The following is an 18550-nucleotide window of genomic DNA, read 5'->3' as shown; positions in this document are numbered from 1 at the left end:
TTCCACCCGGTTCAGCGACATCGGTTTCCCCTCGGCCCGGCTATCGTGTCTGCCATCGTTTTCTTTGCGCCGAGGGGGTTTTCATGCCGAAGACACGACTGCCCGGAAGACGTCCGAACGCGGTGCTCGCCGCGGCGGTGTGGGCCGCGGCGATGGTCGGTGCGGCGGCACTGACCACTGTGGCCACCGGCCCGGAGGCGGCCGCGCAGGGCGCGATCGTCGGCGGGGAAAAGGCCTCACTGGCCGATCACCCGTACGCGGTGTACCTCGTGGACGACGCCGGCACGCAGTTCTGCGGCGGCGTGATCGTGGGCAGCTCGGCGGTCGCGACCGCGGCCCACTGCGCGGAAGCGGTGTCCACGAAGGACATCCGCGTCGTCGTCGGCCGCGAGGACAAGCGCACGGACGAGGGCAGCACGCTCTCCGTCACGAAAGCCTGGGTGCACCCGGACTTCGAGAAGGCCGAAGAGGGCGACGACATCGCGGTGCTGACCGTGCGCGGCCGCCTGCCGGGCCGCGCGGCGTCGATCGCCCGCGACACCGACGTGTACGCCGCCGGAACGAAGGCCACCGTGCTCGGCTGGGGCCGCGTCGCCGACGGCGGCGACCGCTCCGACTACCTGCGCAGCGCCGTGGTGCCGATGGTGAGCGACTCGACGTGCAAGCAGGCCTACGACTCCTACGACCCGGCGAGCATGGTGTGCGCGGGGTACCAGCAGGGCGGCATCGACGCCTGCAAGGGCGACTCCGGCGGCCCGCTCGTCATCGGGGACACGCTCGTCGGGATCGTGTCCTTCGGCGACGGCTGCGCGAAACCCGGCAAGCCCGGCGTCTACACGCGGGTGACCACGTTCGCCGGCGCGATCGCGCAGCAGACCCGCGGCCGCTGACCGTCCACAGCGGACTTACCCGGCGCCGGCCGACGAGCGCAGTACCTCCAGGAAATCCGCCACCGGCTTCGACCGCTGCGCCTCGGGCAGCGTGACCGCAGTGACGCGCCGGGCGAAGCCGCGGCCGGCCAGCGGACGGTCGGCGAGGTCCTTGCGGTGCGCGGCCAGCGACAGCCGCGGCACGAGGCTCACACCCATGCCCGCGGCCACGAGTCCCTGCAGCGACTGGTAATCCGCCGCGCGGAAGGTGATCTGCGGTTCGAACCCGGCGATGCGGCACATCGTCTCGTACGCCTGCTCGTACGGCGCGCGGTGCGTGCGCGTCACCCACTGCTCGCCGGACAGGTCGGCCAGCGCCACCTCTTCGGCGTCGACGAGCGGGTGGTCCAGCGGCAGCACGACGTGCAGCGGGTCGTCCGGCAGCGCCACGTGGTGCAGCCCGCGGTCCACCGGCTGCGGCGCGAAGTCGTAGCCCCACACCAGGACCACGTGCGCGGCGCCCTCGCGCAGCCGGCTGAACGCGTCGTCGCCGTGGGTGGCCGACAGGCGCAGGCGCACGCCGGGGTGCTGTTCGCGGAACGCCTTCACCACCGGCGGCAGCAGCTCGACACCGGCGGTCGCGAACGCCTCGATCCGCAGCTCCGCCGGCTCGGTGCCGGACGAGCGCACCTCCTGCTCGATCGCCGAGAGCTCGCCGAACAGGCTCTTCGCGTGCGCGGCCAGCACCTCACCCGCCGGGGTCAGCTCGACCCCGCGCGGCAGCCGTTTGAGCAGCGACATGCCGACCTCGCGCTCGATCACCGACATCTGCTGCGAGACCGCCGACTGCGTGAGCTGCAGCCGGTGCGCGGCCGCGGTGAACGAACCCCCTTCGACCACCGCGACGAGGATCCGCAGGCGCCTGACGTCCAGCACCGGCGCCTACTCGCCCGTGACGGCGTACTGCGGTGCCCGCCCGCCGAGGGTCGCGTCCACGAACGCGACGGCCGCCCGCGCGTTCTCGATCCGGAAGGTGAGCAGCACGGTGTCGAACCCGTCGGAGGAGCGCTGCTGCTTCTCGAGCCCGTCGACGATCCGGTCCAGCACCCGCCGCTGCTCGCCGAGCAACGGCGCCGGGTCGGCGCCGCGCCGCTCCAGCAGCGCGAGCTTCACCAGCAGCTCCGAACGCACGTCACGCACGTGCCGGGCCGGGCGGGCGAGCCACTCGCCGACGGCGGCGTGGCCTTCGGGCGTGGCCTGCACGAGCGCGCGCGGCGGGCCGGAGTCGCCGGGCTCGGTGCCCGCGCCGACGACGAACCCGCGGGCCAGCAGCCGATCGACAGCCCGGTAGACGACGGGCTTCGGCAGCCGCCAGACCCGGCCGACCTCGCCGGCCTCCGACGTGAGCCGCACGAGGGCGAAACCGTGCGTCGGGGACTCCGCCACCAGGCAGAGCACGATCCACTCGCTCAGTGACAACCCAGCCGACAACCCAGCCGACAACCCGGCTCCGTCTTCCACGTCCGACACTGTAGCTCGTGAGTAGTCTCGGTGAGACTAGTCGCGGAAGATCGGGCCGGGCCGCCCGTCGCCATCGGGTCCTGCCAGGCCTTTTCAGCCCCGCAGCGTGGCGCGGCCCGCGTACCGGGCCTCGGTGCCGAGCTCCTCCTCGATGCGCAGGAGCTGGTTGTACTTCGCCGTGCGGTCCGAGCGCGACAGCGAACCGGTCTTGATCTGGCCGCAGTTGGTGGCCACGGCGAGGTCGGCGATCGTGGTGTCCTCGGTCTCGCCCGAGCGGTGCGACATGACGGCGGAGTAGCCGGCCTTGTGCGCGGTCTCGACGGCGGCGAGCGTCTCCGTGAGCGTGCCGATCTGGTTGACCTTGATGAGGATCGAGTTCGCGATGCCGCGCTCGATGCCGTCCTTCAGGATCTCGACGTTGGTGCAGAACAGGTCGTCGCCCACGAGCTGCACGCGGTCGCCGATGGTGTCGGTGAGCTGCTTCCAGCCGGTGTAGTCGTCCTGGGCCAGACCGTCCTCGATGGACACGATGGGGAAGCGCCGCGTGAGGTCTTCGAGGTAGGCCACGTGCTCTTCGATGCTGCGCTTGCGGCCTTCGCCGGCGTAGTCGTAGACCTCGCCGGTGTAGAACTCCGACGCGGCCGGGTCGAGCAGCAGCGCGATGTCCTCGCCCGGCGTGTAGCCGGTCTGCTCGATCGCGCGCACCACGAACTCGAGCGCCTCGTCGGCCGAGCCGAGCTGCGGCGCGAAGCCGCCTTCGTCGCCGACGTTGGTGTTGTGCCCGGCCTCGTGCAGCGACTTGCGCAGCGTGTGGAAGACCTCGGAGCCCATGCGCACGGCGTCGGCGAACGTCTCGGCGCCGACCGGGCCGATCATGAACTCCTGGAAGTCGATCGGGTTGTCGGCGTGGGCGCCGCCGTTGATGATGTTCATCATCGGCATCGGCAGCAGGTGCGCGTAGACCCCGCCGACGTAGCGGTAGAGCGGCAGGTGGTTGGCGGCCGCGGCGGCCTTCACCACGGCCAGCGACACGCCGAGCGTCGCGTTGGCGCCGAGACGGGCCTTGTTCGCGGTGCCGTCGAGCGCGATCAGCGCGCGGTCGACGTCGGCCTGCGCCTCGGCCGCCAGGCCGGTCACGGCTTCGGCGATCTCGCCGTTCACCGCGTCGACGGCCTTGCGCACGCCCTTGCCGTGGTAGCGGGACTTGTCGCCGTCACGCAGCTCCACGGCTTCGCGCGTACCCGTGGACGCCCCCGACGGCACGGCCGCGCGCCCGCGCGACCCGTCGGCCAGCTCCACGTCGACCTCGACCGTCGGGTTCCCGCGGCTGTCCAGCACCTCGCGGCCCTTGACCCGGACGATGCGTGTCATGTCACTCCTTGCGAAGGTCTGGCCGGAGCGCGTTCGACGAGAACCGTGGGCACTGCGGCGGCAGCGGCACCACGGTGAGCCGCGAATCACGGGGAGGCTAGCAGAAAGCACTGAATCGATCCTGAACTCCGGGCGACGACTCGAGCGTCGTACCGCTGAGCGGCACAGGATCAGAACTTGGCGGTCTCGCGGACGAACTCGAACAGCTCCGCGTCCCCCGTCACGGTCAGCCCCGCTTCGGCCGCGGATCGCCGGCCGTAGAGCACGAGCGCGAGGTCGGCGGCCGGGCCGTGCACCGTCACGGCGGGCGGCTCGGCCGGCTGCTCGTGCGTCATGGTGAGGCCCTCGGGCGTGCGCGTGAGCAGCCACTCGCCCGCGCCGTCGGTCGCCGACAGGTGCAGCACTTCCCCCGCGCCGGCCAGCTGCCCCACCGGCGAAGCGGGGTTGTACCGGATGCGGTCGGGCAGCAGCTCGACGAACTCGGTGATCGCGTCGGCGGCGAGGTCGGGCTCGACGGTGAACGGCACGCCGAGCGCGGCGGCCGCGTCGGCGCGGTGCACCACCAGCTCGTGGGTCATGCGGCGCAGCCAGAACCCGGCCCGCAGGTCACTGCTCCACGTCCACGTGTCCCGCTCGGCGCCGATCCCGGCGACGGCCGCGACGAGCGTCTCCCCCGCCGAGCGCACCCACTGCGCCGGCTCGGCGGGCACCGCCGCCTCCGGCACCAGCCGCGGCGGCACGAACTCGCCCTTCGCCGTCACGGCGGCGGCCCAGCGCACCGCTTGCCCGACGTGCCCCACAAGTTCACCGAGTGTCCACTCGGGACAGGTGGGAACCGTTACCGCCGGGTCGGCACCGTCGACGAGTGCCGCGAAAGCGTCGCTCTGCGCGAGAACTTCACGGGCGTAGCGGTCGGTCCCCAGGTTCATGGTCCCGATGCAACCACGAACCGCGGCACGATCACCACGGCTTTTGGCGGAGATCCACACGCGGGGCGAGGTCCCGGTCACCGGTACGGCACTCCTCCGACCGGGTTGAGCCAAGGGACGTACGGAGTTCTACTCAGCGTAACCGCGGCTTCTCCTCACCTGCATCGACCGGAACGACTCTCAGGGCGTCAACACCATTCCGCCCTACCCGGGCGAAAAAAAGGAGAGTCCCCGATGTCCCGTCTCCCCCGGCGCACGGCCGCGGCCGTCCTCGGCGTGGCCGCCGCCTTCCTGCTGGCCGCGTGCGGCCAGAGCGCGGCGACGAACACCGGCAACGCAGCCGATGGTGGTGGTCGCAACCCCGACGAACTCACGTTCTCGGCGGTTCCGTCCGAAAACGCGCAGAGCCTCCAGCAGTCCTTCCAGCCGGTGATCAACCTCCTCGAGAAGGAAACCGGCAAGAAGATCAAGTTCCAGCCGGCCACCGACTACGCCGCGGTGATCGAGGCGCAGCGCAGCGGCAAGGTCGACATCGCCAACTACGGCCCGCTCTCCTACGTGCTCGCCAAGAACAGCGGCGTGAAGGCCAGCCCGGTCGCCGCCGGCATCACGACCAAGGGCGAAACGCCCGGCTACAAGTCCTACGGCATCACCAAGGCGGGCTCGCCGATCAAGAGCATCGCCGACTTCAAGGGCAAGAAGATCTGCTTCGTCGACCCGGCGTCGACCTCGGGCTACCTGTACCCGAAGGCGGCGCTGCTGCAGGCCGGCATCGACCCGGTCAAGGACATCACCCCGGTGATGACCGGTGGTCATGACGCGTCCGTGCTCGCCGTCAACAGCGGCCAGTGCGACGCCGGCTTCGCCGAGGACGTCATGGTCGACAAGATCCTGATCGACAAGGGCCAGCTGAAGCAGGGCGACATCAACACCGTCTGGAAGTCCGACATCATCGCCGGCTCGCCGGTCGCGATCGACGACGACCTCTCCGCCGACCTCAAGGCGAAGATCACCGACGTGTTCCAGAACAAGGCCAACGTCGACTACCTCAACGCCAACGGCTTCTGCTCCACCACCTGCAAGGCGGTCGACGACGCCGGCGACTGGGGCTACGCGAAGGTCGACGACGCGTTCTACGCCGGTGTCCGCAAGGTCTGCGCGACCACCAAGGACAAGCAGTGCACCGCGTCGTGACCGACGAACCGGTCATCGTCTTCGACGGCGTCAGCAAGCACTTCGGGCCGGAGGTCCGGGCGCTGGACGAGGTGTCGCTGAAGGTTCACCCCGGTGAGGTCGTGGTGCTGCTCGGGCTTTCGGGCTCGGGCAAGTCCACGCTGCTGCGCCACGTCGACGGGCTGCAGCGGCCCACCGGCGGCTCGGTCACGGTGCTCGGCACCGACGTCGGCCGGGCGCGCGGCGGTGAGCTGCGGCGCCTGCGCCGGCGGATCGGGTTCGTGTTCCAGCAGTTCCACCTCATCGGCAGCCTCACGGTGCTGGAGAACGTGTGCGCGGGTGCCCTCGGGCGCCTGCGCGGCCCCCGGCTGGGCCTGTTCACCTACCCGAAGGCGGTACGGCTCGAAGCGCTGGGCCACCTCGAGCGCGTGGGGCTGCTGGACCGCGCGTTCCAGCGGGCCGACACGCTCTCGGGCGGCCAGCAGCAGCGCGTCGCCGTGGCGCGGGCGCTGATGCAGCGCCCGGAGATCCTGCTCGCCGACGAGCCGGTGGCCTCGCTCGACCCCGAGTCGTCGGCTCAGGTCATGGCCCTGATCCGGGAGATCGGGGCCGAGCAGAAGCTCACGGTGCTCTGCAGCCTGCACCAGGTCGACCTGGCGCTGAGCTGGGGCGACCGCGTGGTCGGGCTGCGCGGCGGCCAGGCGGTGCTCGACACCCCGGTCGCCGGCCTGGACCGCGACGCGGCCATGGGTCTGTACGCCAAGGTGGCCGCGGCCCCGCTGCCCGTGCCCGCGGCCGTCGGATGACCGCCGCGCCGCCGCTGTCCGCCAACCGCGTGGCGCAGCGGACCCTGGCCCGGCCGCGCGCCGGTGGCACGGCGGCGTGGCTCGTCCTCGCCGCGATCGTCGCCGTCGGCGTGTGGGCCGTGGCGGACCTGAAGATCAACGTCGCCACGTTCGTCGACAGCGCCGACAACGCCGTCGACTTTGCGGGCCGGATGTTCCCGCTCGACTTCCCGCCCGTGGGCGAGCTGCTGGAGCTGTGCGGGAAAACGCTGGCGATCGTGGTGTCCGCGACGGTGCTGTCGGTGATCATCAGCGTGCCGCTGGCGATCCTCGCGGCGGTGAACACGACGCCGCACCGCGCGGTGCGCGCCGGGGCCCGCACGCTCATCGTGCTGGCCCGGGCGGTGCCCGACGTGGTGCTCGCCATCGTGTTCTTCCGCATCTTCGGCCTCGGCGCCATGACCGGCGTGCTGGCCATGGGCCTGCACTCGGTCGGCATGGTGGGCAAGCTGTACGCCGACGCGGTCGAGCAGATCGACGAAGGCGCCCGTTCCGCCGTGCGGGCGGGCGGCGCCGGGACGTTCCAGGAGCTCGTGACCGGCGTGCTCCCGCAGGTGCTGCCGGCGTTCGTCGCGACCGCGCTGCACCGGCTCGACATCAACCTGCGGGTCTCGGTGGTGCTCGGGTTCGTCGGCGTCGACGGGCTCGGCTACGCGATCGCCACGGCGTTCCAGCAGCTCGACTACCCGCGCGGGATGGCGCTCGCGCTCGTGGTGCTGCTGCTGTGCGTGGCGGTGGAGCTGCTCTCGGGCGCCATCCGCCGCGCGCTGCTGCGCGGGCAGGACACCCGCAAGACCGTGGCGATCCCTGTGCAGCGGGGGAACCAGGTCAGTCCCGGGTGGACGTTCCGCCGGGTCCGCCAGGCCGCCTACGCGCTGGTGACCGTACTGGCGATCGCGGCGTCCGCGTGGGGTGCCGACCTCGACCCCGCGCAGTTCTTCGGCGCGCTGGGCAACCTCGGGCAGACGGCGGGGTTGTTCTGGCCGCCGGAAACGTCCGGGATCTTCGGGCAGCTGCTCGACGACCTGTGGGTCACCGTGCAGATCGCGCTGGGCGCCACGGTGCTCGGCGCGGTGCTGGCGGTGCCGATCGGGTCGCTGGCCGCGCGCAACGTGGCGCCGGCCGCCTGGGTCGCGCGCACGTTCCGGATGATCCTCGTGCTGATCCGCGGCATCCCGGAGCTGGTGCTGGCGATCGTGTTCGTGGTGATCACCGGCCTCGGCGCGGTGGCAGGCACGCTCGCGCTCGCCGTGGGCGCGATCGGGCTGCTGGGCAAGCTCGTGGCCGACTCGCTGGAAGAGGTCGACCCGGGCGTCGAGCAGGCGATCCGGGCCACCGGGGCCGGGCGGTGGCAGGTGTTCTTCACCGGCACGCTGCCGCAGGCCGCGCCCGCGTTCGTGGCCCACGTGCTCTACCAGCTCGACACGAACATCCGCTCGGCGACGCTGCTGGGCATCGTCGGGGCGGGCGGGATCGGGTTCGACCTGCTCAGCGCTTCCCGGGTGATCGAGTTCGGCGTGGTCACCACCGTGCTGCTGCTGGTGTTCGCCACGGTGCTGCTCGTGGAACTGCTCTCGGTCTGGCTCCGGCACGTCGTGCGCTGAGCCGCGGGCAACAACTGTCGCTGATGTTCACCTTCGGGCGTGCGGGCGTTGGCCACGGCGCAGTTGTCCGGACAAGCCCGGCGAGCACTGTGGGTGACATGACCTCGACGAGGTACCTCGACATCGCCGACCAGCTGGCCGCCGAGCTGGTGGCCTACGCACCCGGGACGCGGGTGGCGAGCGAGCCGGAGCTCGCCACCCGCTTCGGGGTCGGCCGGGCGGCCGCCCGCTCGGCCCTGCAGGAGCTGGAACGGCGGCTGCTCGTGCGCCGCGTGCAGGGCGCCGGCACGTTCGTGAGCCGGCGGATCGACTACGTGATCTCGCACAGCCGGCCGCCCTCCTGGCACGCCACGGTGGCCGCGGCCGGAGCCACGCCCCGGTCTCAGATCAAGGACGTGGAGCGCGTCGAGGCCTGCGAGGCGGCGGCCCGGAAGCTGGAACGGCCGCTGGGCTCGCCCGTGCACCGGGTGATCCGCCACTTCTACATCGACGACCTGCTCGCCTCCTGGACCGAGGAGCTGATCCCGGTCGACGTGGCCCCGAACCTCGACCTCGCGCTGCACAGCGTGGAGTCGGTGGACCTGGTGCTGCGGCAGCTGGGCGGCGTGCAGCCGGTGCGCGCGTGGTTCCGGGCGAGTGTGGACATCCCGCCCGCCGAGGTGCTGCGCGGCCTGCAGATCGAAGCCAGGGTCCCGGTGTGGTGCATCGAAAGCGTCAACCGGGACGCCGAATCCGGCCGGGTCCTCATGACCAGCACCGCGTGGACGCGCATGGACGCCGTCCGCGTCGTGGTGGAGCTGGAAGACCCCGCCTTCCCCCCGAAACGTGAAGGAGAACAGGGTGACTGACCCCTTGGGCCGGGAGGAGCGCTGCGGCCTGCTGGCCGAAGCCGAACCCGGCGAACTGCGGGCGCTCGCCGACGCCTGCCTCGCCGACGGCGCCGACGTGCGCGTGCTGCTCGCACCGGAGGTCGGCACCGTGCAGACACAGGTGCGGGAACCCGTGGCGGGTGAACGGTTCCTGCTCGGCGACGTGCTCGCGTGCCGCGCCGAGGTGGAGCTCGCCGGCCACCGCGGCTGGGCCATGCGCCTCGGCGACGACCGCGCGGCCGTGCTCGCCGCCGCGGTGCTCGACGCCGAGGTCGAGGCCGGCCGGGCCCGTGCGGCCGAAGTGGACGAGCTGTGCCGGGAGGTCGCCCGCCGTCTCGTCGAGCGGGAAGAACGCGAATGGGCCGAGCTGGCCCCGACCGTCGTCGAGTTCGAGGAGCTGACGTGATCGCCATGACGTCCACCGCCATCGCACCCGCCGCGGTCCTGCGCCCCGCGGAGTCGCAGCAGGTGTTCCGCACCGTGCTGGAAGCGCTTTCCCGGCCAGGCGCGCCACAGGAACTTCCGCAGGATCTGGTGCACCGCACGGATCCCGCGGTGCTGCCGGTCCTCGCGCTGGCCGACCTCGGCACCGGCGTCTGCGTGCTCGAAGAAAGCACGAAGTGGGCCGACGCCGTCGCGCTGGCGACGTCCGCGCCGATGCGGCCGCTCGAGCTCGCCCGGCTGGTCGCCGCCGTGCGCCCGGTGACCGCAGATGAGATCACGCGCCTGTGCCGCGGCACCGCCCCGGCCCCGGAGGACGCCGCACTGGCCGCCCTCGCAGTGTCCGATGTGGACGGTGGCGACCGCCGCTGGCGGATCTCCGGACCGGGTGTGCCCGGCGAACTGACTCTGGCCCCGCGCGGCCTGCCCGAGGGCTTCGTCGCCGCGCGCGCCGAAGCCGTGGCCGGCTACCCGGCGGGGATCGACGTGCTGCTGGTGACGGACGACGGCCGCGTCGTCGGCCTGCCGCGCACCACCACGATCATCGAGGAGGACTGATGGGGTACTCGGGAGCCCGGGGCGGGCTCGAAGCCATCCTCGCGGCCGAAGACCTGGTGCGCCGCGCCCGGGACCACGCGCCGGTGGCGTGGGCCGACACCGAGCAGATCGTCGCGCGGTTCCGGCTCGCGGTCGACCGCGTGATGGGCGAGGCCGGCCTGTTCGACGTGGACACCGCCGCCGCGGCGTTCCGCCAGGCCGAAGGCGACCCGCTGGAGGCGTCACACCTGCTGCGCGCCTACCGCTCCACGTTGCCGCGGTTGGCCGTGGGCGAGCCGGTGGACCCGGACGACATGCTGATCCTGCGCCGCATCGTGCCGGCGTTCCGCGAGCCGGACGGCCCGCAGCTGCTGGGCCGCACCACCGACTACACCGGGCGCCTGCTGGAGAAGCCGGCCGGGCAGCCCGGGGCCGACGAGCACGTGGCCGGCACTCCGAAGCCGCGCACCGACGAGCAGCGCCGGCCGCGGCGGTTCCTCGACCTGCTGCGCGAGCTCGACCTCGCCGTGGACCACCGTGGTGAGGCCGAGGACGCCGAGCCGTTCGACCTCACGCGCAAGCCCGCCCGCCCGCCGGCCCCGCGCTCGGCCGCGCTGGCCGCCATGGCGCGCGCGGAGACCGGCGCGCTGGTGTCGCTGTGGTACCGCTCGATCCTCGGCCCCGACGGCAACCTCCACGAAGTCACGCTGGGCGAGGTCCGCCACGGCCGGCTGCCGCTGCGCGTGAAGCACCCGCACACCGGAAACCCCGTGTCCGTCGGGAACTTCCGCGTGACCGAGGCCGAGGCCATCGAGGACCTCAACGGCGCCGAGGAGGACCGCAGCCGCTTCGACGTGGGTTACGGCCTGTGCTTCGGCCACAACGAGCGCAAGGCCATCGCGATGGCGAACCTCGACATCGCCAACCGCCGCTTCGGCAAGTCCGGCCCGCTGGAGCAGCTGCTGCTGCTGACCACCGACGGGCTCGACTCCGGCGGTTTCCTGGAGCACCTCAAGCTCCCGCACTACGTCACGTTCCGCTCGATGGTGGAACGCAAGCGGGCTCTGCAGGCCGCGGCCGCCGCCGGTGAAGGACCGGCGCCCCGGCAGTCCGAGCCTTTCGGAGGAGAATGCTGATGAGCACGACCGAACAACTGCTCACCGATCTGGAAGCCGTCGCCGAACCGGCGGGCATCCTCGACGAGGGCGGCAAGCGCGAGGTCCGCCGCGCCGCGCTCACCGCGGTGTGCGTGCCCGGCTACCAGGTGCCCTTCGGCTCGCGCGAGATGCCGGTGGCCCGTGGCTGGGGCTCGGGTGGCCTGCAGGTGACGCTCGCCGTCGTCGGCACGGCCGACACGGTGAAGGTGATCGACCAGGGTGACGACGCCGGTGTCAACGCCACCAACCTGCGCCGGATGATCGCCGCCACCACGGGCGCGACGGAGACGGCCGACACGCGCGAGGCGACGATCGTCCAAACGCGACACCGCGTGCCCGAGGAGGCGTTGTCGGAGGGCGACGTGCTCGTGTACCAGGTTCCGGTGCCGGAACCCTTGCGAGGCGTCGAGAAGTCCATGGCCGAGTGCGGCCGGATGCACGCCGAGGGCGACTACTCGGCGATGTGGGTGAGCCTGTACGAGGACATCGTCCGCAACGGCATGATCACCCGCACCACCGGCTACCCCGTGCTCGTCGGCGGCCGGTACGTGATGGCCACGACGCCGATCCCGCGCTGGGACGTGCCTCGGCTGCACCAGTCGCCGCACCTGAACCTCTTCGGCGCGGGCCGCGAGAAGCGCATCTACGCCGTGCCGCCCAACACCGACGTGACCCCGCTGACGTTCGACGACGTGCCGTTCGAGGTCGAGTACACGCCCGGCGCGGTGTGCAAGCTGTGCGGCCGCGACGATTCGTTCCTCGTCGCGGCGGGCACCAAGGGCGACTACGCCTGCAGCGACACCGAATGGTGCGCCCGGGTGCGCGCCGGCGACGCCGACGTGAGCGCCCACTACCACCGCGCACCGCTGAGCCTGCTGCCGGATCCGAGGCGACGCGCCCGTGCCGCCGTGACGGCGGAACACCGCGAGATGCCGCGGCGCGAGATCGCCGCGGACGCACCCGAGTGGGCGCTGAAGGTCACCGGCATCGGCAAGGTGCACGGCGCGGGTGGCGCGGGCGCCGTGCCCGGGACCGGCCCGGAGCACGGCACCGCGGTCAGCCCCGCGACGGGCGCGATCGTGGCGGCCTGGGACGTGTCCTTCGACGTCGCGCCGGGCGAGGCGCTGGGCGTGATCGGCGAGTCGGGCTCGGGCAAGTCGACCGTGCTGGCGTGCGTGATCGGCGACGAGCGCGCCACCGCCGGCGAGGTGCGGCTGGCCACTGTGGACGGTGGCCGCACCGACCTGCTGACCCTGCCGGACGCGCAGCGGCGCGGCCTGCGCGTGGACTCGATGGCCGTGGTGCACCAGAACCCGGCCGACGGGCTCGACCTGCGCGTGAGCGCGGGCGGCAACATCGCCGAGCGCCTCACGGCGGCGGGCTGGCGCGGCTACCACGACATCCGCCGCCGCGCGGCCGAGCTGCTCGACCGCGTCGAGGTGCCGCTGTCGCGAATGGACGACCCGGTGGGCACGTTCTCCGGCGGCATGCGCCAGCGCGTGCAGATCGCCAAGGCCCTGGCCACCGAACCGCCGGTGGTGCTGCTCGACGAGCCGACCACCGGGCTCGACGCGTCGGTGGCCGCGGGTGTGCTCGACCTGCTGCGCGGCCTGCTGTCCGAACGCGACATCGCGGCCGTGGTGGTGAGCCACGACTTCTCCGTGATCGACGCGCTCACCGACCGCACGATCGTGATGCAGCTCGGCCGCGTGGTCGAGCGCGGCCTGACCGACCAGCTCTTCCACGACCCCCACCACCCCTACACCCAGCGGCTCGTCGCCGCGGCCCGGAGGTGACCCCCGTGTCCCCCGTCCTGTCCCTGCGCGGCCTGCGCAAGTCGTTCACGCTGCACACGATCGACGGCCGCAAGGTGCACTCGCTGCACGGCGTCGACCTCGACGTGCGTGCCGGCGAGCACGTGGCGCTCGCCGGGCCCAGCGGCGCCGGCAAGTCGTCGCTGCTGCGCTGCGTGAACCGCACCTACCTGCCCGACTCCGGTTCGGTCGGGCTGCGCACCGCCGACGGCACCGAGCTCGAGCTGACGGAGCTGCCCGACCGGGCCATGGCGCGGGTGCGCGGCCGCGAATTCGGGTACGTGTCCCAGTTCCTGGCCGCGCCCCCGCGCACCGGGCCGCTCGAGGTCGTGGCCGCGACGGCCCGGCGCCGGGGTGTGGACCGCGCCGAGGCGCGGGAAGCTGCGGCCGAAGCGCTGAAGCGGCTCAACCTCGACGAGGCGCTGTGGGACGTCGACTGCTCGGTGCTCTCGGGCGGCGAACGCCAGCGCGTGAACCTCGCGGCGGGCACGGTCCGCCCGCCGCGGCTGCTGCTGCTCGACGAGCCGGTGTCGGCGTTGGACCCGGCCAACCGCGAGTCCGCCCTGGAGCTCATCGCCTCGCTCACCGCGCAGGGCGTGGCCGTGCTGGCGGTGTTCCACGACCTCGACGCCATGCGGCGACTGGCTTCCCGCGTCGTGCTGATGAGCGACGGCCGCATCGCTCGCGACGGCGCGCCCGACGAAATCCTGGAGGAAGTGGCATGACGACGCCGGTTTTCGAGTCCAGAATGGACCAATGGACGCTCGGTGCGCCACCGCCGAGCTACGTGCTCGGGCACGTGCGTGCGGTACTGGCAGACCGGGTGCTCGACGACGCACTGGTGGCTGTGCGCGACGGCGTGGTCGCCGCCGTGGAGCCGCACGCGCCCGGCGTCGAGGCCGATGTGGACGGTCAGGGCCTGCTGTGCATCCCCGGTCTCGTCGACGTGCACAGCGACGGCCTGGAGAAGGAGCGGTTGCCGCGGCCCGGCGCCGAGCTGCCGATGGAGTTCGCGCTGCTGTCCTTCGAGGGCAAGCTGCGCGCGGCGGCCGTGACGACCGCGTTCCACGGGGCCGGTTTCGAGCAGAGCCACGGCCGCGGGCTGGCCCGCACCGTCGAGCGTGCGCACGACGTGTGCCACGCGGTGGACGAGCGCTCGGCGAGCCTGGTCGACCACCGGATCCTGTACCGGCTCGACGTCCGCTCCCCCGAAGGCCTGCAGGCGTTGCAAGAGCGGATCGCGGTGGCCCCGGACACCGGCGTCGCGCCGCTCGTGTCGCACGAAGACCACACGCCGGGTCAGGGCCAGTACGCCGACCGCAGCTACTACGAGCGGTACCTCATGGGCGTGCGCGGGCTCTCGCAGCAGGAAGCGGCCGACCACGTGACCAACCTGATCACCGAGCGCGACGGTCGGCTCGGCGTGCGCGAGGACGCCATGGCGTGGCTGGGCGAGCAGGCCCGCGCGGGCCGGATCCGGTTGCTGGGCCACGATCCCGCGTCGGCGAAGGAGATCGGCGAGCTGGTGGACCGCGGCGGGTCCGTCGCCGAGTTCCCGACCACGGTCGAGGCGGCGCAGGAGGCGCGCGACCGCGGGCTGCCCGTGGTGATGGGCGCGCCGAACGTGCTGCGCGGTGGTTCTCACAACGGCAACGCCTCCGGGCGGGACCTCGTGGCGCTGGGCCTGGTCACGGCGCTGGCGTCGGACTACCTGCCTTCAGGGCTGCTCGCGGCGGCGTTCGCGCTCGTCGAAGACGACCTGGTGTCGCTGCCCGAAGCCATCGGGCTCGTCACGAGCGGTCCCGCGGCCGTCGCGGGGCTCGACGACCGCGGCCGGCTCGAACCCGGCCGGCGCGCCGACCTCGCCCTCATCGCGGCGGGCCCGCGGTGGCCGGTCGTCCACACCACCCTGGTGAGTGCCGAATGAGCTTCATCGGCTGGCCCGTGCCCGAGCCCGTGATCCCCGAGGGCACCCACCCCGCGCTCGCCGACGCCACGCGCGCGGCCGTCGCCGCGTTCGCCGCGGCCCGCGCGAAGCACACCCGCGCGGAACTGGCCGAAAAGGTGCAGATCGGCGCCGACGGCACACCGACGATGCGGCTGGACATCCTCGTCGACACCGCCGTCGCCGAGGTCGTGGACAAGCACCGCGTGAACCTGCTGAGCGAAGAGATCGGCGTGATCGACCACGGTTCGTCGGTGACGCTCGTGGTCGACCCGGTCGACGGCACCGCCAACGCGGCCGCCGGCGTGCCGCTCTCGGCGTTCGCCGGGGTCGTGGCCGTGGACGGGGTCGCGACCGAGGCCCTGACCTGCTGGCTCGACACCGGCCGCTGCTGGCACGCCGTCGCCGGGCAGCCCACGCCGTACCGCACCACCGGCCGCCGCGAGCTCGACGGCGCGGCCGTGAGCCTGCTGCGCCCGCACGGTTCCGACGACGACGCGTGGTGGCGGGTGGCCAAGCGCGCCGCGCGCGTGCGGATCCTGTCCACCAGCTGCCTGGAGGCGGCCCTGGTCGCCGAGGGCTCCACCGACGCGTTCGCCGACGCGGGCTCCGACACCCACCGGATCATGGACCTCGCCGCGGCGATGGTCATGGTCCCCGCCGCCGGCGGCGCCGTGCTCGACGTCAACGGCCGTCCGCTGGAGATCGACCCCGATCTGACGCGCCGCTGGTCCGGTGTCGTCGCCGCCACCCGCGAGCTCGCGGAAGAGCTCGCGAGCACCCTGAAGGAGAAGCCGTGACCCTCACCCGAGAAGCGCTGGCCGGGCTCGTCGACGGGCTCGCCGGCCTGCCGTACGGCGGCGAGGCGGTGGACCAGCGCACCCACGCCCTGCAGGCCGGCTGGTTCGCCGCGCAGCACGGCGGGGACGACGAGCTCGTGCTCGCCGCGACGCTGCACGACATCGGCCGCGCCCGCGCCGTCCGCGAGGAGTGGCCGGGCCTGCCGCACGAGCTGTCCGGCGCCGAGTTCGCCCGCCGCCACCTCGGCGAGCGCGCCGCGTGGATCATCGCGCAGCACGTGCCGGCCAAGCGCTACCTCGTCGCCACCGACGCCGAGTACCACGACCACCTCTCCCCCGCGTCCGTCGCGTCGCTCAAGGTCCAGGGCGGCCCGATGACCCCCGAGGAGGTCGCCGAGTTCGCGTCCCACCCGAACGCCGAGGAGGCCGTGCTCGTCCGCCGCTGGGACGACGACGCCAAGGACCCGGACGGCCCGGCTTTGGACACCGAGGACGTGCTCGCCGCGTACGACCGGTTCCTCGCGAGCCGCTGACGCGGTTCGCCGCCTATGCCCGAAAGTTCCGGTGCGCGGGTGTCCTGATTGGACCGTCCGGCCCAGCACGGACACCCGCGCTTCGGACACTTCACGCGGCTGACAGGTCTCGTTCATCGCCGCGTCGGGCGGCACGCCTAGGTTCTGCTGGCCGAAGCCGAGGAGGGTCATGTCCGAGACCAGCAAACACACCGTCAGCCGCAGAGGGGCTCTGGGCCTGCTGGGCGCGGGCGCCGCCGTGCCCCTGCTGGGCACCGGGGTGGCCGCCGCCGCGCCGCAGAGCGCCGCGTTCGTGCCGCAGGTCGGGTCCGGCACCACGCCGGTGCAGGGCCTGCACCTCACGTTCGGCCGCGACCCCGCGCGCCAGATGGTGGTCTCGTGGATCACCGAGGCCTCCGTGCGCAAGCCGCGCGTGCTGTACGGGACGCTCGACGGTGGCTTCGGCGCCGTGGCGCAGGCCGACACGCGCACGTACGTCGACGGCACGTCCGGCCGCACCGTGTGGGTACACCACGCGATGCTCGACCGGCTGCGTCCCGGCACCGAGTACATCTACGCCGCGCAGCACGACGGCGCGACGCCCGACGCGGCCACCTTCCGCACCGCCCCGAGCGGCCGCTCGGCCTTCACGTTCACGAGCTTCGGCGACCAGTCGGCGCCGCAGGTCACCTGGAACGCCGCGGGTGCCGTGGGCCTCGACGCGAACTCCACGCCGGCGACCAAGGACATCGTCACCGGCATCGAGACGGTCGCGCCGCTGTTCCACCTGCTCAACGGCGACCTGTGCTACGCGAACCTCGACGTGGACCGCGTGCGCACGTGGAACAACTTCTTCACCAACAACACCCGCTCCGCGCGCTACCGGCCCTGGATGCCCGCCGCGGGCAACCACGAGATCGAGAAGCTCAACGGCGAGATCGGCCTCGGCGCGTACCAGGCCTACTTCCAGCTGCCCTCCACCGAGACCGACCGTGAGCTGGCCGGCCTCTGGTACGGCTTCACCGTCGGCTCGGTGCGCGTGATCGTGCTGCAGAACGACGACAACGCCCTGCAGGACGGCGGCGACGTCTACATCAACGGCTACTCCGGCGGCCGCCAGCTCGCGTGGCTGAAGAAGGAGCTGGCCGCGGCCCGCGCGTCGCACGACATCGACTGGATCGTCGTCGCGATGCACCAGGTCATGATCAGCACCTCGGACGCCAACGGCGCCGACCTCGGCCTGCGCGAGAAGTACGGGCCGCTGTTCGACCAGTACGGCGTGGACCTGGTGCTGTGCGGCCACGAGCACGACTACGAGCGTTCGCTGGCCGTGCACGGCGTGGTGTCCGGCAGCGAGACGCTCACGCCGAACCCGGTGTCGAGCGCCACCGACAACATCGACGCCTCGCACGGCACCGTGCACATGATCCTCGGCGGCGGCGGGGTCTCCGGCACGACCAACGGCAGCTTCTTCAAGGACGGCACGGGCAAGGTCATCACCGCCGTCTCCGCGAAGGCCGACCCGGGCACGGGCAAGCGCGTGTCGACCTACGTGAAGGAGCAGGCCGTGTGGAGCGCGGTCCGCGACGAGGAGCACCCGTACGGCTTCGCGTCCTTCACCGTCGACCCGGGCCGCCACCGCGGCGACACGACGACCATGCACGTGACCTACTACAACGTGAACAAGCCGCACGGCGAGCTGTCGGTGTTCGAGAAGTTCTCGCTGCACCGCCGCCGTTCCGACGGCTGAGCGGAAATTCCAGGGCGGGGCGCCATCCGGGTGGGCCGGGATGGCGCCCTTTCCGCGTTCACGGCCGGGTCAACCCCTCTTGCCGCGCTTCACCCGGAATGATCATCCGCACCCCTTCCCGGGGCCCGGTCCGGGCCGGGCGCGCGCTACGGTTCCCGGGACCGGTGCCCGGCGAGGACAACCGTCCTCTGTGGACACACCGGCCAGCGAGGAGCGCCCGCCGATGGACCACACCGCGACCCCCTTCCCGCTCGACCCCGCCGCGCGCGACGTGCACGGCGAAGGCGCGCGGCTGCGCGAACGCGGGCCGCTGACGCCGGTCGAGCTGCCGGGCGGCGTGCGGGCGTGGGCGGTCACGAGCCCCGCGGTGTTGAAACAGCTGCTCACCGACCCGCGCGTGTCCAAGGACCCGC

18 protein-coding genes and 1 pseudogene are annotated in these 18550 nt (G+C 72.6%); 15 read left to right on the top strand and 4 right to left on the bottom strand.

The window, feature by feature from the left end; genetic code table 11:
- Window positions 1–83: 83 nt before the first annotated feature.
- Complete coding sequence (locus AB0878_RS43035) at window positions 84–890, top strand: serine protease (RefSeq protein ID WP_366587854.1); 807 nt, start codon at window positions 84–86, stop codon at window positions 888–890.
- 15 nt (window positions 891–905) lie between these two features.
- On the opposite strand, the gene AB0878_RS43030 is transcribed toward AB0878_RS43035, so the two are convergent.
- The 4 genes from AB0878_RS43030 to AB0878_RS43015 all read right to left on the bottom strand — a co-directional run bounded on the left by AB0878_RS43030 (window position 906) and on the right by AB0878_RS43015 (window position 4690).
- Window positions 906–1805, bottom strand: coding sequence for a LysR family transcriptional regulator (locus AB0878_RS43030; protein WP_366587852.1), 900 nt, complete (start codon window positions 1803–1805; stop codon window positions 906–908).
- A gap of 6 nt (window positions 1806–1811) precedes the next feature.
- A complete protein-coding gene (locus AB0878_RS43025; RefSeq protein WP_366587850.1) occupies window positions 1812–2390 on the bottom strand; it encodes a PadR family transcriptional regulator in 579 nt (192 codons plus the stop codon).
- Window positions 2391–2483: 93 nt separating this feature from the next.
- Window positions 2484–3761 carry a phosphopyruvate hydratase gene (eno, locus tag AB0878_RS43020; RefSeq protein WP_366587847.1) on the bottom strand — a complete coding sequence of 426 codons (1278 nt, stop codon included), beginning with the start codon at window positions 3759–3761 and terminating at the stop codon, window positions 2484–2486.
- Window positions 3762–3931: 170 nt separating this feature from the next.
- A complete protein-coding gene (locus tag AB0878_RS43015; RefSeq protein WP_366587845.1) occupies window positions 3932–4690 on the bottom strand; it encodes a maleylpyruvate isomerase family mycothiol-dependent enzyme in 759 nt (252 codons plus the stop codon).
- Window positions 4691–4924: 234 nt separating this feature from the next.
- Here AB0878_RS43015 and AB0878_RS43010 point away from each other — a divergent pair, with 234 nt between their 5' ends.
- The 14 genes and pseudogenes from AB0878_RS43010 to AB0878_RS42945 all read left to right on the top strand — a co-directional run.
- Window positions 4925–5884, top strand: coding sequence for a phosphate/phosphite/phosphonate ABC transporter substrate-binding protein (locus tag AB0878_RS43010; protein ID WP_366587842.1), 960 nt, complete (start codon window positions 4925–4927; stop codon window positions 5882–5884).
- Window positions 5881–6669, top strand: coding sequence for a phosphonate ABC transporter ATP-binding protein (gene phnC / locus AB0878_RS43005; protein WP_366587840.1), 789 nt, complete (start codon window positions 5881–5883; stop codon window positions 6667–6669). Before AB0878_RS43010 ends, phnC begins: the two co-directional genes overlap by 4 nt.
- Complete coding sequence (phnE, locus tag AB0878_RS43000; protein WP_366587838.1) at window positions 6666–8312, top strand: phosphonate ABC transporter, permease protein PhnE; 1647 nt, start codon at window positions 6666–6668, stop codon at window positions 8310–8312. The genes phnC and phnE overlap by 4 nt, the downstream gene beginning before the upstream one ends.
- Before the next feature lie 98 nt (window positions 8313–8410).
- Window positions 8411–9160 carry a GntR family transcriptional regulator gene (locus AB0878_RS42995; protein WP_366587835.1) on the top strand — a complete coding sequence of 250 codons (750 nt, stop codon included), beginning with the start codon at window positions 8411–8413 and terminating at the stop codon, window positions 9158–9160.
- Window positions 9153–9587: a phosphonate C-P lyase system protein PhnG gene (locus AB0878_RS42990; protein ID WP_366587832.1), complete on the top strand. Its 435-nt coding sequence runs from the start codon at window positions 9153–9155 to the stop codon at window positions 9585–9587. Before AB0878_RS42995 ends, AB0878_RS42990 begins: the two co-directional genes overlap by 8 nt.
- 5 nt (window positions 9588–9592) lie before the next feature.
- On the top strand, window positions 9593–10180 hold the full coding sequence (gene phnH / locus AB0878_RS42985) for a phosphonate C-P lyase system protein PhnH (protein ID WP_366587994.1): 588 nt from the start codon (window positions 9593–9595) through the stop codon (window positions 10178–10180).
- Window positions 10180–11295, top strand: a complete 1116-nt coding sequence (locus AB0878_RS42980; RefSeq protein WP_366587828.1) for a carbon-phosphorus lyase complex subunit PhnI — start codon at window positions 10180–10182, stop codon at window positions 11293–11295. Before phnH ends, AB0878_RS42980 begins: the two co-directional genes overlap by 1 nt.
- Window positions 11295–13112 carry an alpha-D-ribose 1-methylphosphonate 5-phosphate C-P-lyase PhnJ gene (locus AB0878_RS42975; RefSeq protein ID WP_366587826.1) on the top strand — a complete coding sequence of 606 codons (1818 nt, stop codon included), beginning with the start codon at window positions 11295–11297 and terminating at the stop codon, window positions 13110–13112. The genes AB0878_RS42980 and AB0878_RS42975 overlap by 1 nt, the downstream gene beginning before the upstream one ends.
- A gap of 5 nt (window positions 13113–13117) precedes the next feature.
- Window positions 13118–13855 (top strand): ATP-binding cassette domain-containing protein, encoded by a 738-nt coding sequence (locus AB0878_RS42970; protein WP_366587823.1) that lies wholly within the window; start codon window positions 13118–13120, stop codon window positions 13853–13855.
- Window positions 13852–15057, top strand: a complete 1206-nt coding sequence (locus AB0878_RS42965) for an alpha-D-ribose 1-methylphosphonate 5-triphosphate diphosphatase (RefSeq protein ID WP_366587821.1) — start codon at window positions 13852–13854, stop codon at window positions 15055–15057. Before AB0878_RS42970 ends, AB0878_RS42965 begins: the two co-directional genes overlap by 4 nt.
- On the top strand, window positions 15054–15875 hold the full coding sequence (locus AB0878_RS42960; protein ID WP_366587819.1) for an inositol monophosphatase family protein: 822 nt from the start codon (window positions 15054–15056) through the stop codon (window positions 15873–15875). Before AB0878_RS42965 ends, AB0878_RS42960 begins: the two co-directional genes overlap by 4 nt.
- A complete protein-coding gene (locus tag AB0878_RS42955) occupies window positions 15872–16408 on the top strand; it encodes an HD domain-containing protein (RefSeq protein WP_366587816.1) in 537 nt (178 codons plus the stop codon). The genes AB0878_RS42960 and AB0878_RS42955 overlap by 4 nt, the downstream gene beginning before the upstream one ends.
- Before the next feature lie 169 nt (window positions 16409–16577).
- Window positions 16578–18137, top strand: a complete 1560-nt coding sequence (locus AB0878_RS42950; protein ID WP_366587814.1) for a metallophosphoesterase family protein — start codon at window positions 16578–16580, stop codon at window positions 18135–18137.
- 223 nt (window positions 18138–18360) lie between these two features.
- Window positions 18361–18550: pseudogene (locus AB0878_RS42945) on the top strand (cytochrome P450); the annotation flags it as partial.

The organism is Amycolatopsis sp. NPDC047767 (genome assembly GCF_040704195.1).
Classification (GTDB): Bacteria; Actinomycetota; Actinomycetes; order Mycobacteriales; family Pseudonocardiaceae; genus Amycolatopsis.
Note: the sequence above shows the minus strand (reverse complement) of the source record. Positions and strands in the feature narration are given on the sequence as shown.

Bases quoted from the DNA above. Each gene is read 5' to 3' on its own strand.
- AB0878_RS43035 (WP_366587854.1), top strand. From the start codon at position 84: ATGCCGAAGACACGACTGCCCGGAAGACGTCCGAACGCGGTGCTCGCC.
- eno (WP_366587847.1), bottom strand. From the start codon at position 3,761: ATGACACGCATCGTCCGGGTCAAGGGCCGCGAGGTGCTGGACAGCCGC.
- AB0878_RS43015 (WP_366587845.1), bottom strand. From the start codon at position 4,690: ATGAACCTGGGGACCGACCGCTACGCCCGTGAAGTTCTCGCGCAGAGC.
- AB0878_RS43010 (WP_366587842.1), top strand. From the start codon at position 4,925: ATGTCCCGTCTCCCCCGGCGCACGGCCGCGGCCGTCCTCGGCGTGGCC.
- phnE (WP_366587838.1), top strand. From the start codon at position 6,666: ATGACCGCCGCGCCGCCGCTGTCCGCCAACCGCGTGGCGCAGCGGACC.
- AB0878_RS42995 (WP_366587835.1), top strand. From the start codon at position 8,411: ATGACCTCGACGAGGTACCTCGACATCGCCGACCAGCTGGCCGCCGAG.
- phnH (WP_366587994.1), top strand. From the start codon at position 9,593: ATGACGTCCACCGCCATCGCACCCGCCGCGGTCCTGCGCCCCGCGGAG.
- AB0878_RS42980 (WP_366587828.1), top strand. From the start codon at position 10,180: ATGGGGTACTCGGGAGCCCGGGGCGGGCTCGAAGCCATCCTCGCGGCC.
- AB0878_RS42975 (WP_366587826.1), top strand. From the start codon at position 11,295: ATGAGCACGACCGAACAACTGCTCACCGATCTGGAAGCCGTCGCCGAA.
- AB0878_RS42965 (WP_366587821.1), top strand. From the start codon at position 13,852: ATGACGACGCCGGTTTTCGAGTCCAGAATGGACCAATGGACGCTCGGT.
- AB0878_RS42960 (WP_366587819.1), top strand. From the start codon at position 15,054: ATGAGCTTCATCGGCTGGCCCGTGCCCGAGCCCGTGATCCCCGAGGGC.
- AB0878_RS42950 (WP_366587814.1), top strand. From the start codon at position 16,578: ATGTCCGAGACCAGCAAACACACCGTCAGCCGCAGAGGGGCTCTGGGC.